This window comes from Formosa sp. Hel1_33_131, assembly GCF_001735745.1.
Classification (GTDB): domain Bacteria; phylum Bacteroidota; class Bacteroidia; order Flavobacteriales; family Flavobacteriaceae; genus Hel1-33-131.
This window is the reverse complement of the sequence record NZ_CP017260.1, coordinates 2125421-2142098: the sequence shown is the minus strand read 5'-3', so window position 1 is coordinate 2142098 and position 16678 is coordinate 2125421. Positions and strand designations below refer to the sequence as shown.

Genomic DNA, 16678 nt, shown 5'->3' with positions numbered 1-16678 from the left:
ATTTAAGAAAAAGGCTAAAGAGAAAAGAAAATAGAGTAAAGAGAATAGAATAGAGAGGAAAGAAAAAAGAGTCAAGATGCAGGATGCAATATGAGTAGTAACTTAATTCTTTGCTCATAATTTTTTTTTAGTTTTCTGCACTTCGACTGCGCCTAACTTCGACAGGCTCAGTGTGATGTTAGATATTCGAAATAGTCTGTTCTCATAAAACAGATTGCCGCGCTTTAACAATGTAAAACACAAAGAAGACTACACGCATAACAAGGGGCTTAAGCCCCTTGAGACCCAATACTGAGAACACTTAGCTTTCGTTTTAATTCTTAATACTTTGTTACTTTATACTTAATACTCATTTTTCTATACTCTCTTCTCTTTTTTCTCAATACTTTGTACTCCCTACTTAATACTCATTTGTCTTACTTCGTAAAAAGCAATTCACGGTACTTGGCTAACGGCCATAATTCGTCATCGATCAAGAGTTCTAACTTGTCACAATGGTATCGAATATCATCAAACAGTGGCTTCACTTGGTTACAATAAATCGCTGCTTTTTTGGTCGTATCTTTAACAGTATTGGCTTTTTTACGCGCGTTGGTCATGGTGGTTACACCCGAGTTAATCGCTTCGATTCGTTGGGATATATCTGCAATTAACACCAACTGTTCGCTGGCATATTTCTTAAAGTCTTTACCGAAAATATCTTTTAGTCCTTTGACATTATCAATCAGAATATTTTGATATTTAACCGCTGTTGGAATCACATGATTTCGGGCTATATCTCCTAAGGTTCGCCCTTCGATTTGAATAATATGTACGTATTCTTCAATTTCTATCTCGTAACGTGCTTCGATCTCGACCTTATTCATGACATTTAAGCCTTCATAAAGTGCGATGGTTTTAGGATCAATTTTGATTTTAAGTGCCTCTGGCGTATTTTTATTATTACTCAAACCTCTTTTTTCGGCTTCAGCTTGCCAGTCATCGCCATACCCATTTCCTTCAAAAAGAATATTTCGAGAGGTTTTAATGTATTCTCTTAAAACATTAAATATGGCTTCATCTTTTTTCAATCCTTTTGTTGCAATGAGCGCATCTGCTTCGGATTTAAAATCAATGAGTTGACGTGCCACAATCGAATTTAAAACGGTCATCGGATTGGCGCAATTAGCGGTGGAACCTACGGCACGAAATTCGAATTTATTACCAGTAAACGCAAATGAAGAGGTTCGATTCCGATCGGTATTATCTAATAAAATCTCAGGGATTTTTCCAACTACATTCAGTTTTAAATCTGTTTTTTCTTCTGGAGATAATTTTCCTTTGGTGACTCCTTCCAATTCATGAAGTACTTTAGAAAGTTGGGCTCCTATAAATACAGACATAATTGCTGGCGGTGCTTCATTGGCTCCAAGACGGTGGTCGTTGGTGGCTGAAGCAATCGATGCGCGAAGCAATTCTTCATTGTCGTGAACCGCTTTAATGGTATTGACAAAAAATGTAAGAAACTGCAAATTGCTCATCGGCGTTTTTCCAGGGGCTAATAAATTAATTCCTGTATCGGTGCTTAAACTCCAGTTGTTATGTTTCCCAGATCCATTGACACCAGCAAATGGCTTTTCATGAAATAGGACTTTAAAATGATGACGGTCGGCAACTTTTTGCATGACGTCCATGACTAGTGAGTTGTGGTCAACTGCTAAGTTAGCTTCTTCATAAATGGGTGCCAACTCAAATTGGTTGGGTGCAACTTCATTATGGCGTGTTTTTACGGGAATACCTAGCAACATAGATTCTGTTTCTAAGTCACGCATAAAGTTTAAGGCACGTGCTGGGATGGTTCCAAAATAATGGTCATCCAGTTGTTGATCTTTTGCAGAGCTATGTCCTAAAAGTGTACGCCCCGTCATTTCTATATCTGGACGAGAGGCCACTAAAGCTTTATCAATCAAAAAATATTCTTGTTCCCATCCTAAAGAGGCAGTTACTTTTTTGACCGTTTTATCAAAATAACGAGCGACGTCAGTCGCTGCATGATCGACGGCATTCAGTGCGCGTAATAAAGGTGTTTTATAATCCAAAGCTTCTCCTGTGTACGCTACAAAAACAGTCGGAATACAAAGTGTGGTTCCAAAAATAAAGGCTGGAGAGGTTGGGTCCCAAGCGGTATAACCACGGGCTTCAAACGTATTTCGAATGCCTCCATTAGGAAAGGAAGATGCGTCTGGTTCTTGTTGAACGAGTTGATTTCCTTCAAAACGCTCAAGGGATTCGCCATTGCCTAGGGTTTCAAAAAAGGCATCGTGTTTTTCGGCAGTAGCTCCTGTCAAAGGTTGAAACCAGTGTGTATAATGTGTGACGCCTTTGGCCATGGCCCAATCTTTCATAGAAGAGGCAATCTGATCGGCGATGGGACGGTTGATTTTATCTCCTTTATTAATTGCCAACATAAGACTGTTCAGCGCTTCTTTGGTCAAAAATTGACGCATGGTTTTAAATCCAAAAACATTGGCTCCGAAAATTTCGGATTGTTTGGCTTCTTTAGCAACTAAGGTTGGGGGGCGGTCTAAAGACTGTTTGAGAGCATGAAATCTAAGTGTTGACATAAGTAACTGGTTTTAAGTGAAAATCTTAGTACAAAAATAAAATATTAGCGGCAGAAATAAGCGTTCGGCAAAATATTTATTAACAAATATAAAATTTATCTAGTCTTAAAATATGAAAAATATAATGAAACCCTTAAAAATATAGGGTATTCAATAAAAATATATAAGTGTTAATAAAATCTACCCTTAAAAAAATAGAGTAACTATCATTAGTTTTATATTTGTTGTGATTATTTTAAACATTTAAAAAATTATGGCAAAAATTAAATTAGAATATATTTGGTTAGATGGATATTATCCAACTCAGAATATGAGAAGTAAAACTAAAGTTGAAGAACATGAAAACTTTCAGGGAACTATAGAGGAATTAGAGAATTGGTCTTTTGATGGTTCATCAACAAGGCAAGCCTCTGGTGGTGCTTCTGATTGTTTGTTAAAACCGGTTGCAATCTATCCAGATCCTGCAAGAATTAATGGTTTTTTGGTCATGACTGAAGTTTTGAATGCAGATGGTACGCCTCACGTTTCTAACGGCAGAGCTACTATTGAGGATGAAGACAATGATTTCTGGTTTGGTTTTGAGCAAGAGTATTTTATCATGGATACAAAAACACAATTGCCATTAGGATTCCCAATTGGAGGCTACCCTGCACCACAAGGAATGTACTATTGTTCAGTTGGTGGATTACATACACACGGAAGAAATTTAGTCGAAGAACATGCTGATTTATGTATTGATGCTGGCTTAAATTTTGAAGGAATAAATCAAGAAGTAGCATCCGGACAATGGGAATTCCAATTGTTTGCTAAAGGAGCTAAACAAGCGGGTGATGAAATTTGGATTGCTCGTTACTTACTAGATCGTTTAACAGAAAAGTATGGTTACTATATTGATTACCATCCAAAACCATTAGGAAAAGACATGGATTGGAATGGTTCCGGAATGCATGCAAACTTCTCAAATACAATTTTAAGAACTTGTGGAGATAAAGAGGTATATGCTAAAATTTGTGAAGCATTTAGACCTGTTGTAAAAGAACATATCGAAGTTTATGGTGAGTTTAACGACCAACGTTTAACTGGTTTACACGAAACGGCTGCAATCACCGATTTCTCTTGGGGAGTTTCAGATAGAGGCGCTTCAATTCGTATTCCAATTATTGCTGTTGAAAAAGGCTGGAAAGGCTGGTTAGAAGACAGAAGACCGGCTTCAAATGGAGATCCTTATAAGATTGCAGGACGTATCATTAAAACGGTAAAGTCTGCTAAGATTTAATCACTCCTTCTTTTACTTACTTATAAAACGCTTGCATAATTTGCAAGCGTTTTTTTTTTGATTGATTTTTTTATTATATTTATGAAATATTATAACCAATTTAACTAACTGTCATTCTTTATGAATTACAGTTAATCAGTAGTCCTCATTTTATAAGTTTAAACCTAGTCCTATAGCTCTGCTACAGATCGTTTTGAACATTCAAAAACCTAAATGAGTACCTAACTATAATTTGAAAGTTATGAAAAAACGCGTCCGTTTATACAATTTCCTTATTGACTCTGCACTGTTTTTTGTGGTCGTAATAATTTTTTCAGCCCTATTAAAGGACTATGTTGCAGAGGAATATTTGAAATATGTCATGATCCCACTGTACTACCTGTATTATTTCATTATGGAGTGGACTACAGGGCAAACCGTTGGTAAAATGATCACCAAATCAAAAGTCGTAAACTGTGGCACGGATGAAAAACCTAAATTTTCAAGCATCCTTATAAGAACCCTATGTCGCTTAATCCCTATTGATTTCTTCTCCTATTTATTTATACCCATGGGGATTCATGATCGGGTATCCAAAACAGAATTAAAACAATTTTAACCATAACTATTAAATTACATTGAAATGAAAAAAATGAAAAATGTTGCTGCAATCGGACTCGTTGCACTAATGATGACAAGTTGTGCTACCGTTTTTGGCGGAAAAGTAACGGCACATCAAAAAACAAAGCCTGCTGCAGGTGAAGAACAAAGAGAAATTAGAGTAGGTGCATTAATTGCCGATCTTTTACTTTTTTGGCCAGGAACAATCGTTGATTTTGCAACGGGTGCGATCTACAGACCAAAAAACTAAATTTACGAGCTTGTCATCGACAAGTGGGCACAACGTTTCTTTTAAAAGATTCTCAGTTGCCTTGTGAATTTTAACTCAATTTTTAAAAACGCTTGCAGCAATTGCAAGCGTTTTTTTTGTGGTAATTATTTTTTTACTACATTTATAGCAGACTTAGACCCCAAATCCAATTCTTCAAAACAAATAAAAAACTGTGTAAGCGATTATTTGACTGTAACTATTAACCCTAAAGTGGGATCTATTGGGAGCTATTTGAGTATAGAAACCAACATGCAATTATGACATTAAAATAAACCTTAAAATCAAATATTATGAAAACAAAAATAGTAGCAATGATAATACTCTCCTCTGTCATGGGACATTATTTAGCAACCGGACAATGTGCAAACAGCTCAAATGTGGACTCATTTGTATATAATGGACAAACGTATGAAGTCATTAAAGAACCTAAAAATTGGGCTGATGCAGCGAGTTGTGCAGTACAAAGAGGTGGTGTTTTGGCAGAAATTAATAATGCTTCTGAACAGAGTGCCATTTATACAGCGCTAAATTCAAATACGAGCATCACTTTAAGCAGTACAACTGCACAAGATGGCGGTGGCAAAGCTTATGTTTGGATTGGAGGAAATGATATAACTACTGAGGGCAACTGGGTTTTGAATGGCAACAACGACGCTAGCAGTACTCAGTTTTGGATGGGCACAACTTCTGGAAATGCTGTAAATGGGCTTTATAATCATTGGGGATCTGCTGGATCTTCTGAACCTGACGATTACAATAATAACCAAGATGCACTTGGCCTCTCTTTGGAGGCATGGCCAAATGGTAATGCTGGAGAATGGAATGATTTAAACCAAGCCAATACATTGTATTATCTCGTAGAACATTCATCGATACTTGGAGTAAACGACCGAGAATTTAATACTAGAACCAAACTGTTTCCAAATCCAGTTATCGATGCTTTAACCATCGTAACAGATGGATTAGATCTACTTGATGTGGTGGTTATCAATCCATTGGGACAAGAACTACTCACTCTAAATATGGAAGAAAAAATGAATGCAACAAAAATTGATTTTTCAACATTTAGCAATGGTATGTACCTAGTTAAAATGCGTTTAAAAAACGGAAACACTCTTATAAAGCAAGTGGTTAAATAATGTAATGTATCAATAACGCAACTAAAATTAAAAAATAAAACATGGAAAATTTAAATGAAAATAAAAACAATCCAAAACAAAGACATGGATGCGTAACTGCTTGGTTAATTTTAATCATTATTGGATCTTCACTTTCATCTCTTGTATATCTTTTTGCTGGTAATAAGGTGGCTCAAAGTTACCCTGATGGAATATCTAGTTCAATGTTGATTCTTTTAGCTGTACTGGGAATAGGGAATGTGATTTTTGCTATCCTTTTATTTAAATGGAAAAAAATTGGGTTTTGGGGATTTGTTTCAAATAGTATTGCTGCGTCATTCATTAATGTTAGCATTGGACTGAACATTGGACAATCATTTATTGGACTTATAGGTATCGCTGTTTTATATGGTGTTTTGCAAATTAAAAAAGACGATTTAGCTGCATGGAAAAATCTAGAATAAGCTAGATAATCAAGTAAACTTGTTGCTAACTCATAACAAAAATTTAAAAAGAACCACTCATAATTTACCCGGAATTGAATTTTAACTGAATTCCCAAAATGAACGAAATCGTATCCATCGAATGGTTGCATCAGAACTTGAATCACCCCGATTTAATTGTACTGGATGCGAGTCTTCAAACGACTGCTGAAGGGAATATTGCACACATTCATTTAAAAACCATTCTAGGAGCGCGCTACTTTGATCTCAAAAATAACTTTTCTGACCCTAACAGTTCACTTCCCAATACTCTCCCAAATGAAACACAGTTTGAGACTGAATGCCAAAAATTAGGCATCCGTCGGAATTCAAAAATTGTGGTGTTTGATTCTTTAGGAATCTATTCGAGTCCACGCGTTTGGTGGCTATTTAAGTTGATGGGGCATCACGAAATCTCTGTGTTAGACGGTGGACTTCCCGCTTGGATTGATAGTGGTTATTCAACAGAAACCAGAAGACCTAAACACCATGAACTTGGCGATTTTAAAGCGGCACTTCAAACTAAATATATCAAAAACTATCAAGATGTATTCGACAATGTACACACAAAAACATTCACTATTGTGGATGCGCGTTCAGAAGGACGATTTAATGGCAGTGCTGATGAACCTCGAAAACATTTGAAAAGCGGACACATCCCTGACTCGATTAATATTCCTTATGGTGAAGTGCTTGCGAATGGGAAATTCAAAACCGCATCTGAATTACAAACAGTGTTTAACAGAAAATGTGACGACCAAAAAGAATTGGTTTTTAGTTGTGGCTCTGGGCTTACCGCTTGTATTGTGATGCTCGCCAATGTGATTGCATTTAATAAAAGCAGGACTATTTATGACGGCTCATGGACGGAATGGGCAGAGCGTCAAAATCTAAAAACTGACGTTTTGCGGTAGTTGATTTTTGCTTTAAAAAGGTGTTTTTGACTAATTCAAACAACTAAAAATATACAATCGGAATGTTATTAGAACTTAAAAAGGCTTATGTAAAATTAGAAACCTCTTCGAGAAAAGGCGTTAATTACAACATTTATTTTTAGCACAAATAAGGCTTTTTAACGATTTACAAAAAGTAAGGTTTTCCCTTACTTTTTGTAAGGCATAATTGAATGCTTATTTCATTTTGAGTGATTAAATTGCATGTTAAAGTTATGGCAATAGAATGTTTAGTTATTGAAGATGATAAAAGCATGGTTGATCTTATACTAACCGTGGGGAACGATTTTGACCAAACCTCATTTAATTATGTGGGTGAAGAACAAGAAACAGCCTTAAATATGATTTTAGAAATCAAGCCCAAGATTATTTTCATAAACATTGAATCCGTTAAAATTAATTTTCTGGAGTTTTTTTATGAAATATCCCAGTATGTAAAAGACATGCCCAAACTTATAGCACTCGCTACAACCAAAGAAAGTGCGTATGATGCTTTTCAATATAATTTCTCGCTTTACCTATTAAAACCATTGACCGAGTACACGATTAGAAAGAATCTTTTGTCAATTCTTGAAAAGATCCCTACAAAAAAAGCTGAATCTCTTTGCTTAAAATCAAATAAAGATTTTCATTACTTAGACATTTCTAACATTCTTTATCTAAAAGCCGATAACAATACAACCGACTTTTTTATGAACGATGGCAAAGTGATCAATTCCTATAAAACTCTGAAAGTTTTTGAGCAATCACTGCCTGAAAATTTTTACAGAATACATAAAAGTTACATTATTAATATAGACAGCATTTCCAGAGTTCATTTTGGAAAATCGATGTGCATTATTAAAAATCAACATAAAATCCCCTTTACGAAAACCTTTATAGACAACATCAACACGATGAATAAAGTACTGTCAGACAGTGCCATGTTTACATTAAAGTAATTTCCCTATACAAAATAAAGATTTCCCTAATAAGTATAAGACAGTTACTAAAACCTTGTAAAATATATATTTAACTCGAAAATATAATTTTATATTTGTATCAGGATAGTCCTATAAGTCCAATTAATACGCGATTAATTGTGAATTATTTTACAAAACCCATGCCGTAATTACGGCACAAAAAAAAACTTAACCCTAAAATTTATATTATGAAAACTTTAAAAGTAATTTTCTCTCTATTTGCACTGACTCTTTTTTTATCTTCTTGCACACCACAAGCTTTAGACGACGACCAAAACACCAATGCTGTTGAAGACATCCAAGCAACAGGTGGTGAAAACACTAGCACTCATAACGGCAGCAAAGGATAATTCATAGAACTTCATAGAAAAAAGCCTTTAATAGATGGATCTATTAGAGGTTTTTTAGTAATTTGCACCAAAGCCCCCTCTTTTGAACCTAAAACGCGTATCTCTATTTTTTGCTCTTTGCTTTGTCTTCGTGCTGGTGGTGCGGTTCTGCGGGAATCCGCCTAAGACAGCAGATTCTCCTTTATCCCCTTCAAAAAACGACAGTGTTGCCACTTGGATCCGTGCATCCAAAAATGACTCCTATGCTTTACAAGAGCGAAAACAATTTTTAATAAAAGCCTACCACATTGTTAAAGCATCACAAATTGATACGGTACAGACACGGAAGTTAACGACGATTGCCTATCAGAACTTAAAGTTGGGCGACACCACATTGTTTAAAAACCGAACCAACGAAGCATTGGCTCTCGCCACCCGAATTAACGATTCGTTTGCCATGGGAGATGCCCACTGGAATTACGCAAGCTATTATACAAATAGAGCTATTTATGACAGTGCCTATCAACACTTTGATACTGCAAATAAATATTTTGACAAAAGCGGCTATGTTTATGAATCGGCAAATATGCAGTATGGTATGGCATTTATCAAAGGGCGCTTCAAAGATTATTCTGGCAGCGAGGTACTGACCTTTATGGCGATTAAAAAATTTAAACAAATAGAAGATTATAAATCTTTGTATTCATGCTATGATCATTTAGGGCAATTGCAAAACGATATTTACGAATATGACAAAGCCCTGTATTATTATGATAGAGCTTCAGAATATTTAGAGGAATTTGATAATAATCAAACCCAATTCCAAGCCAGCCTAAACAACATAGGCATTACATATCTGAAAAAAGAAGAGTATTCCAGAGCTTTACAAAATTTTAATACCCTCTTAGAAAACGATCGTTTAAAGCTAGACAATAAAGATTCCTATGCCCGCGCCCTGGACAACCAAGCCTATTGCAAACTGTTAATGAAAGACACCCTTCATATTGCAAAACAGCTCAACGAGGCCTTGCACATTAGAGATAGTCTAGATGATAAATCTGGAATTCTCATTAGTAAAATACATTTAGTACGTTATTACACCTATGCCCAAGACAGCGTGAAAGCTATTGCAGTTGCTAAAGAAGCCAATCGATTGGCAGAGGAAATCAGAAACAGCAGAGACTATTTGGAGTCCTTATCGATTTTAGCAAATTTAGACCCAAAAAATTCCGCTGTCTATTTAAAAAGACACATTGATTACAGCGATAGCTTGCAAATTATAGAGCGAAAAATTCAAAATAAATTTACCCGAATAGCATTTGAAACCGATGAATATATCCAAGAAACCGAACGTCTTGAAGGACAAAAAGTATGGATTTCAATCATAAGTTCTGTGGTTATGTTAGTAATAGCGTTGTTATTTTTAATTTGGCGGCAAAAGGTAAGACATAGTTTGTTGTTGTTTGAAAATGAACAACAACAAGTGAATGAACAGATTTACTTAATCAGCTTAAAACAACAAGAAAAATTAGAAAACGAAAAAATAAAAGAGCGCAATCGGATTTCAGAAGAATTGCATGATGGTGTGTTGGGTAAATTATTTGGAACACGAATGAACCTTGGGTTTTTAGCAATTGAAGGCGATAAAAAAACATTAAAACAACATCAATTATATATAGATGAGTTACAAACAATCGAAAAAGAAATACGCGATGTGTCTCATGAATTAAGTGACAATTTTGACAACTCTCAAATTAATTTTTTGATTATTATTAATGAGGTCTTAGAAACAAATAGCAAACTAGGTGACTTTAAATTTGAGCTCAATCCTGACGAATCAATTGATTGGATACAGGTCAACCAAATCATTAAAATAAACCTATACCGGATTTTACAAGAGGCCTTACAAAACATCATTAAACACGCGCAAGCTAAAAATGTAATTATATCCTTTGATACTGATGAGAGCAAAATAATTATGAAAATTAAAGATGATGGGGTTGGTTTCGATTGCAAAAAAAAACGAAAAGGAATCGGCATGAAAAATATGACATCCAGAATAAAAAAATTAAAGGGGGTATTCACAGTTTTATCTGAACCCACTAAAGGCACGCTACTGACAATCCAAATTCCTATATAAATCTTATAAATATGAAATCAAAAAAATATTTTGTACTCATCATAGATGACCATCCCTTGATAACAGAGGCATACATCACGGCTTTAGATTATTACAGCAAACACAATGAGACCGTCGATTTTTCAATTAAAACAGCGAATGATTGTGACAGTGGACGTTTACTAATAAAGAGGGCTCTGAAATCAGAGGAGCACAAATACATAGTGTTTTTAGATATAAAGTTACCACCATCAAGGGATGGTGAAATTCTCTCAGGTGAAGATTTGGGATTGCTCATAAGAGACCAATTACCGAATCCAAGAATCATAGTTTCTACCACATTTAACGACAATTTTCGTGTACATAATATTCTTAAAAACATCAACCCCGAAGGGCTTTTAATAAAAAATGACATTACACCTCTTGAGCTTTTAGAAACCATTCGCATTGTAATCAACGACCCTCCTTACTATAGCAAAACAGTGTTAAAGTTACTTCGCGATCAAGTTGTAAATGATTTTATTCTGGACAATTATGATCGTAAAATATTGTATGAGCTATCGATTGGCACACGAATGAAAGACCTTCCAAATATATTACCACTTTCAATCGCAAGCATAGAAAAAAGAAAACGTAACCTTAAAAGTATGTTCAATGTGAAAAAACTAGATGATAGACAACTCATAGTTTCGGCTAGAGAGAAAGGGTTTATATAGGGAGGGCTTTTAATAAAAAATGACATTACACCTCTTGAGCTTTTAGAAACCATTCGCATTGTAATCAACGACCCTCCTTACTATAGCAAAACAGTGTTAAAGTTACTTCGCGATCAAGTTGTAAATGATTTTATTCTGGACAATTATGATCGTAAAATATTGTATGAGCTATCGATTGGCACACGAATGAAAGACCTTCCAAATATATTACCACTTTCAATCGCAAGCATAGAAAAAAGAAAACGTAACCTTAAAAGTATGTTCAATGTGAAAAAACTAGATGATAGACAACTCATAGTTTCGGCTAGAGAGAAAGGGTTTATATAGGGAATGAAATCATTTGCTACAATAAAGCCACCAATTCATATCACGACTAATTTTATAACCTAATTTTTCATAAAGCGGTATGGCCGTATTTCCTTTATCAGTATGCAAAACAGGAAGTTTGTGCTGTTTTAAAATTTCTTTTGTGGTATGTGCAACCAGCTGTTTTGCAAACCCTCTTCTTTTATAATCGGGATGTGTAACCACTGCACTGACCTCAATAAAATCATCTGACTGCATACGTTGACCCGAAATTGAAACAAGCTTTTGATCCTTAAATATCCCAAAAAAACTACCCATATCAAAAGATTTTTTTTGATAATACCCTGGCATCACCAACCATATTAATTCATAAATCTCGTCGATGTGTTGTTCTGTTAATGGAACAATGTTTTCTGTGATTTCAATAGCGACTAAATTCTCTAAAACCATCTGGCAGCCATCAATTTTTTTTTCTAGAAATACGGTATTGCTATCTATTAGCGGCGTTTCATGTTCTGAAACTAAAAAGAAATTTTTAGATAATTTTGAATATTCATTTAAGGCCTTAGCAGTTTTGGTAACATCCGTAAAAGCCCCAAATGTACAGACATCTGGATGGTAAAAATGAACACCATCATATTCAATAATAAACTTGTTATGAGTCTCCTTTAAGGAGAACCACACAGGGTTTTTTAATTTTTTCTCTAAAGACGTCATCATAAATATAAAAACTTGCAAAAACTGCAGACCTACAAATATATAGCTTTTTAAAAACAACTAATGCTAACATGGGGATTGTATTTGGGGGATTGAGAATAGAATAAAAGAGAAAGATTCTTCTAGTTCTATTTCATTACCTACTTTAGCAGTTAAATTTTACAAACACTTACACATGAAACCCGAAAAAAAAACAACATTAGGGGCTGCTTACGGAGTCGCTTTTGGAGTTATCATTGGCGCACTGACAGATAATATTGGGTTATGGCTAAGTTTAGGTATCGCAATTGGCTGTGGAATAGGTAGTTATTTAGATCAACAAGAGAAGGGAAATACGAACGACCCCAAATAGTAACCTTCTTAAAACAGTCGCACAACTAAACAGTGCTCATTTATTTTAAGCCGCATTAGACTGGTATATTTGTAAAATAAAAGTCCAAAAAATGATTGTACATTTGGGAGCTTATATAATTAACCAATTTACAACCGGCTAGGCATGGCAAAACTTCCAAAACAATACCAGTTTTTAGACTTATCCGACTACGGTCGTACTGCAGGCAATTGGATTGCGAGCCAACTTAAAAACACGAGAGCGACGCCAATTCATGTGACAACACTTTTTATTGTTGCAGGGCTCATTGCTATTTGGTGTATGCTCAATGGACACTACAAAACAGCTGCCTTTTTTATCATCTTAAAATCTATTTTGGACGCCGCCGACGGAGAGTTGTCTCGACTAAAAAATACGCCATCTTATACAGGGCGCTACTACGACTCTATTGCCGATTTTGTTCTTAATTTTTGTTTCTTACTCGCCTTTTGGCACATCACAGAAGGCTCTATAATCTATATGTTAATTGCCTTTTTTGGAATTCAATTACAAGGTACGGTGTACAACTATTATTATGTGATTTTAAGAAACGCCGTAGAAGGCGATTCCACCAGTCGGATTTTTGAAGATGCAGCACCAAAAGCACTCAAAGGCGAAAGCCAACGCACGGTGAATATATTTTATAAAATCTACGATATTCTATACATCACCTTTGACAAGATCATGTATTATATGGATAAAAACGCCAGTGACAGTCCTCCTTTTCCAAAGTGGTTTATGACACTCGTATCAATGTACGGCCTTGGATTTCAACTTTTGTTTATGGCAGTCATGCTAGCCTTTCAACTAGAAGCTTATGTGATTCCCTTTTTTATTGGCTACTCCGCCTTGATAATCGTATTTGTCGGTATTCGAAAGTTAGTGTTGAAACCCTTATAAGTTCGGAGCAATTTTGGTAACCGCCGCAATCGTTTCGTCCAAATCTTCGTAGGTTAATGCATCTGTAATAAACCAGGTTTCAAAAGCACTGGGTGCAATATAAATTCCCGCGTCAAGAAGCCCATGAAAAAAGGTTTTAAAACGTTCATTGTTTCCTTCTGCAGCCGTTTCAAAATCGACCACTGGAGTTTCAGAAAAATGAATCGAAATCATAGATCCTATTCGGTTAATTGTATGTGTGATGTTATGAGCCGTTAAACTCGCTGCAATCCCTTTATGTAAGTATTCTGTTTTCTGAGCTAAGCGTTCAAAAACTTCCGCATCAGACTCTAAAGCCTGCAACATGGCATAACCTGCCGCCATAGCTAAGGGATTCCCACTCAAAGTTCCTGCTTGATACACAGGACCTAAAGGAGCTAAATGACTCATAATTTCGTGGCGTGCTGCAAAAGCACCAACGGGCAATCCACCCCCAATCACTTTTCCAAAACACACAATATCCGCATTCACGCCATACAGTTCTTGAACCCCACCGCGTGCCAAACGAAAACCGGTCATCACCTCATCAAATACTAAAACAGAACCATGTGCATCACACAAGGCACGAAGACCTTCTAAAAATCCCGAATCTGGCGGAATACAACCCATATTTCCTGCAACAGGTTCCACAATGATACACGCGATTTCAGAAGGGTTGGCCTCAAAAATAGCAGCAACGGCTTCTAAATTATTATAAGGTGCTAGAAGCGTGTCTTTGGCAGTGCCTTCCGTCACCCCTGGACTGTTAGGACTTCCAAAAGTAACCGCACCACTCCCCGCTTGAATCAAAAAAGAATCTGAATGACCATGGTAACAGCCTGCAAATTTGATGATTTTTTCTTTTCCTGAGAATCCACGCGCCAAACGCACGGCACTCATACAGGCCTCAGTTCCTGAATTCACAAATCGAATTTGATCAATATTGGGCACCATTGACACTGCCAATTCCGCTATTTTAGTTTCAATTTCTGTAGGCATTCCAAAAGAAGTTCCCAATTGGGCTTTCTCTATGACCGCCTCAATGACAGGTGGAAATGCATGCCCCAAAACCATCGGCCCCCAAGAATTGATATAATCAATAAGTCGGTTGCCATCGGCATCATACAAATAAGCACCCTTCGCTTTGTTTACAAAAATAGGCGTTCCACCAACGGCTTTAAAAGCACGTACTGGAGAATTAACACCCCCCGGAATCACCTCCGAAGCGGCTCTGAATAATTGACTACTGCGTTGGTATTTCATGAAATTAGTTTGAAGTAATGATAAGTTTTTGCCCAATGGTTAAATCTGTTGACTTGAGATTATTTTGTCGTTTGATCGCATCCACTGTCGTATTGTATAATTTAGAAATGGAATACAACGTATCGCCCTTTCTGATCGTATGACGTTTTTTTGTGGTTTTGGAAGTCGTCTGTTTTTTGGAACGTGAATTTTTTGACTTTGTATCAAATTTATAAAGCTCATAACGCTCAATTAAAGAAATGAGTTTTTGAGGGTATTTTGGATCGGTTGCATAGCCCGCTTTCCGGAGACCTCTCGCCCATCCTTTATAATCATCTTTTCTTAATTTGAACAATGCAGCATAGCGCTTACGATAGGCTAAAAATTCCGAATGGTCTCTAAAAGATTGACTCGGGTCTTTGTATTTCCTGAAACATTCTTGATCTTTATCATCATCATGGTAAACGCGAGCGCCGGTCCAATCGTGGCATTTGATCCCAAAATGATTATTTGCCAATCGTGCCAAACGTCCTTTTCCAGATCCAGATTCTAAAATTCCTTGTGCCAAAGTGATACTCGCTGGAATATCAAATAATTGCATTTCTTTGACAGCAGCTTGTTTGAAATACGCAATGTATTCCAAAGTATTATTGATAACAGGCGTTTTTTTAGAAGCCTTGACCACCACTTTTGGAGGAGTTGGTCGGTCTTTCACCTTTTTGCGCGACCCACAACTGGTAACTAAAAATCCTAATAAAATAAAAGTTATAATGCGGTTCATATCTAAATTATTGTTTCTAATTGTTTTTGTTTCAATCTTAAATTCATTCCCTCTATGCCTTGCAATCCTCCCGTATGAATTGCCAAAACTTTGGCGTCTTTTGGGATTTCACCCGTGTGAATCGCATCAAAAATACCATACATCATTTTAGCGGTATAAACAGGGTCTAAAGGAATCTTGAAAGTGGTTTTAAAGTGGTTCATAAATGTTATTAATTTAGAATCCACTTTGGCATAGCCTCCAAAATGATAGGCTTCCCACAATTCCCAATTAGACTGTGTGGCAAATTTACAAATATCTTCGTTTAAAAAACCGCCTTTAAGGGCTGGAAATCCAATAATTTTTTGGGTGGGTAAACTCGAGTTTATAAGCCCTGCGATGGTACCGCCCGTTCCTACGGCACAACAAATGGTATCAAAAGCATGATCTTCTTCTGTTAAAATTTCTTCACAGCCTTTAATAGCGAGCGCATTAGTGCCCCCTTCAGGTATGATATAGAAATTCTCAAAGCTTTCTAAAAGCGTCTTTAAATACGCTGGATCTGTTTTTTGTTTATAAACCGATCGTGAGACAAACTCTAAATGCATCCCGCAAGATTGTGCATATTTCAAGGTCGAATTCAAATCGATTTTTGAGGCTAACTCATCCCCTCTAATAATCCCTACCGTAGGAATTTTTAAGGCCAGACCTGCTGCCGCTGTGGCCGCAATATGATTTGAAAATGCGCCACCAAAGGTGAGAATACCTTTATAATTCTCGGATTGGGCTTTCTGTAAATTATACTTTAGCTTTCTATATTTATTTCCCGACACTGTAGGGTGAATCAAATAATCTGGCTTCAATGAAACCTGAGTATTTAAACGGATATTTTCTAACGTTTTGATAGAGAGCATTGCTGTAAAAACTGAAATGTAA

General features: G+C 36.1%; 17 protein-coding genes. 12 read left to right on the top strand and 5 right to left on the bottom strand.

What is annotated here, in order from left to right; translation table 11 throughout:
• Positions 1 to 416: 416 nt before the first annotated feature.
• Positions 417 to 2603, bottom strand: a complete 2187-nt coding sequence (locus FORMB_RS09850) for a glutamine synthetase III family protein (RefSeq protein WP_069677289.1) — start codon at positions 2601 to 2603, stop codon at positions 417 to 419.
• 253 nt (positions 2604 to 2856) lie between these two features.
• Here FORMB_RS09850 and FORMB_RS09845 point away from each other — a divergent pair, with 253 nt between their 5' ends.
• From FORMB_RS09845 to FORMB_RS09800, 10 genes are all read left to right on the top strand, one after another.
• Complete coding sequence (locus tag FORMB_RS09845; RefSeq protein WP_069677288.1) at positions 2857 to 3879, top strand: glutamine synthetase beta-grasp domain-containing protein; 1023 nt, start codon at positions 2857 to 2859, stop codon at positions 3877 to 3879.
• Positions 3880 to 4120: 241 nt separating this feature from the next.
• Positions 4121 to 4477 (top strand): RDD family protein, encoded by a 357-nt coding sequence (locus FORMB_RS09840; RefSeq protein WP_069677287.1) that lies wholly within the window; start codon positions 4121 to 4123, stop codon positions 4475 to 4477.
• 24 nt (positions 4478 to 4501) lie between these two features.
• Positions 4502 to 4729, top strand: coding sequence for a hypothetical protein (locus tag FORMB_RS09835; RefSeq protein ID WP_069677286.1), 228 nt, complete (start codon positions 4502 to 4504; stop codon positions 4727 to 4729).
• 311 nt (positions 4730 to 5040) lie between these two features.
• On the top strand, positions 5041 to 5889 hold the full coding sequence (locus tag FORMB_RS09825) for a T9SS type A sorting domain-containing protein (protein WP_069677284.1): 849 nt from the start codon (positions 5041 to 5043) through the stop codon (positions 5887 to 5889).
• A gap of 41 nt (positions 5890 to 5930) precedes the next feature.
• Positions 5931 to 6332, top strand: a complete 402-nt coding sequence (locus FORMB_RS09820; RefSeq protein WP_069677283.1) for a hypothetical protein — start codon at positions 5931 to 5933, stop codon at positions 6330 to 6332.
• A gap of 98 nt (positions 6333 to 6430) precedes the next feature.
• Complete coding sequence (locus tag FORMB_RS09815) at positions 6431 to 7264, top strand: sulfurtransferase (RefSeq protein ID WP_069677282.1); 834 nt, start codon at positions 6431 to 6433, stop codon at positions 7262 to 7264.
• A gap of 254 nt (positions 7265 to 7518) precedes the next feature.
• A complete protein-coding gene (locus FORMB_RS09810) occupies positions 7519 to 8244 on the top strand; it encodes a LytR/AlgR family response regulator transcription factor (RefSeq protein WP_069677281.1) in 726 nt (241 codons plus the stop codon).
• Positions 8245 to 8453: 209 nt separating this feature from the next.
• On the top strand, positions 8454 to 8615 hold the full coding sequence (locus FORMB_RS13035; protein ID WP_157498138.1) for a hypothetical protein: 162 nt from the start codon (positions 8454 to 8456) through the stop codon (positions 8613 to 8615).
• An 82-nt stretch (positions 8616 to 8697) separates the two neighbouring features.
• Positions 8698 to 10734 carry a tetratricopeptide repeat-containing sensor histidine kinase gene (locus tag FORMB_RS09805; protein ID WP_157498136.1) on the top strand — a complete coding sequence of 679 codons (2037 nt, stop codon included), beginning with the start codon at positions 8698 to 8700 and terminating at the stop codon, positions 10732 to 10734.
• A gap of 11 nt (positions 10735 to 10745) precedes the next feature.
• Entirely contained in the window at positions 10746 to 11429 is a 684-nt protein-coding gene (locus tag FORMB_RS09800; protein ID WP_069677279.1) for a response regulator transcription factor, read from the top strand.
• A gap of 336 nt (positions 11430 to 11765) precedes the next feature.
• Here FORMB_RS09800 and FORMB_RS09790 read toward each other — a convergent pair whose 3' ends face one another.
• Positions 11766 to 12455, bottom strand: coding sequence for a GNAT family N-acetyltransferase (locus tag FORMB_RS09790; RefSeq protein WP_231925535.1), 690 nt, complete (start codon positions 12453 to 12455; stop codon positions 11766 to 11768).
• A gap of 172 nt (positions 12456 to 12627) precedes the next feature.
• Between FORMB_RS09790 and FORMB_RS13170 the strand changes: the two genes are divergently transcribed.
• Both FORMB_RS13170 and FORMB_RS09785 read left to right on the top strand, forming a co-directional pair.
• Positions 12628 to 12804, top strand: coding sequence for a hypothetical protein (locus FORMB_RS13170; protein WP_197493465.1), 177 nt, complete (start codon positions 12628 to 12630; stop codon positions 12802 to 12804).
• Between the two features lie 144 nt (positions 12805 to 12948).
• A complete protein-coding gene (locus tag FORMB_RS09785) occupies positions 12949 to 13722 on the top strand; it encodes a CDP-alcohol phosphatidyltransferase family protein (protein ID WP_069677276.1) in 774 nt (257 codons plus the stop codon).
• Here the strand turns inward: FORMB_RS09785 and hemL are convergent.
• The 3 genes from hemL to FORMB_RS09770 are packed head-to-tail and all read right to left on the bottom strand — an operon-like array spanning position 13717 to position 16656.
• Entirely contained in the window at positions 13717 to 15003 is a 1287-nt protein-coding gene (gene hemL, locus FORMB_RS09780) for a glutamate-1-semialdehyde 2,1-aminomutase (RefSeq protein WP_069677275.1), read from the bottom strand. The genes FORMB_RS09785 and hemL overlap by 6 nt on opposite strands.
• Before the next feature lie 4 nt (positions 15004 to 15007).
• Positions 15008 to 15763: a glucosaminidase domain-containing protein gene (locus FORMB_RS09775; protein ID WP_069677274.1), complete on the bottom strand. Its 756-nt coding sequence runs from the start codon at positions 15761 to 15763 to the stop codon at positions 15008 to 15010.
• A 2-nt stretch (positions 15764 to 15765) separates the two neighbouring features.
• A complete protein-coding gene (locus FORMB_RS09770) occupies positions 15766 to 16656 on the bottom strand; it encodes a 1-aminocyclopropane-1-carboxylate deaminase/D-cysteine desulfhydrase (protein WP_069677273.1) in 891 nt (296 codons plus the stop codon).
• Between the last annotated feature and the right edge of the window lie 22 nt (positions 16657 to 16678).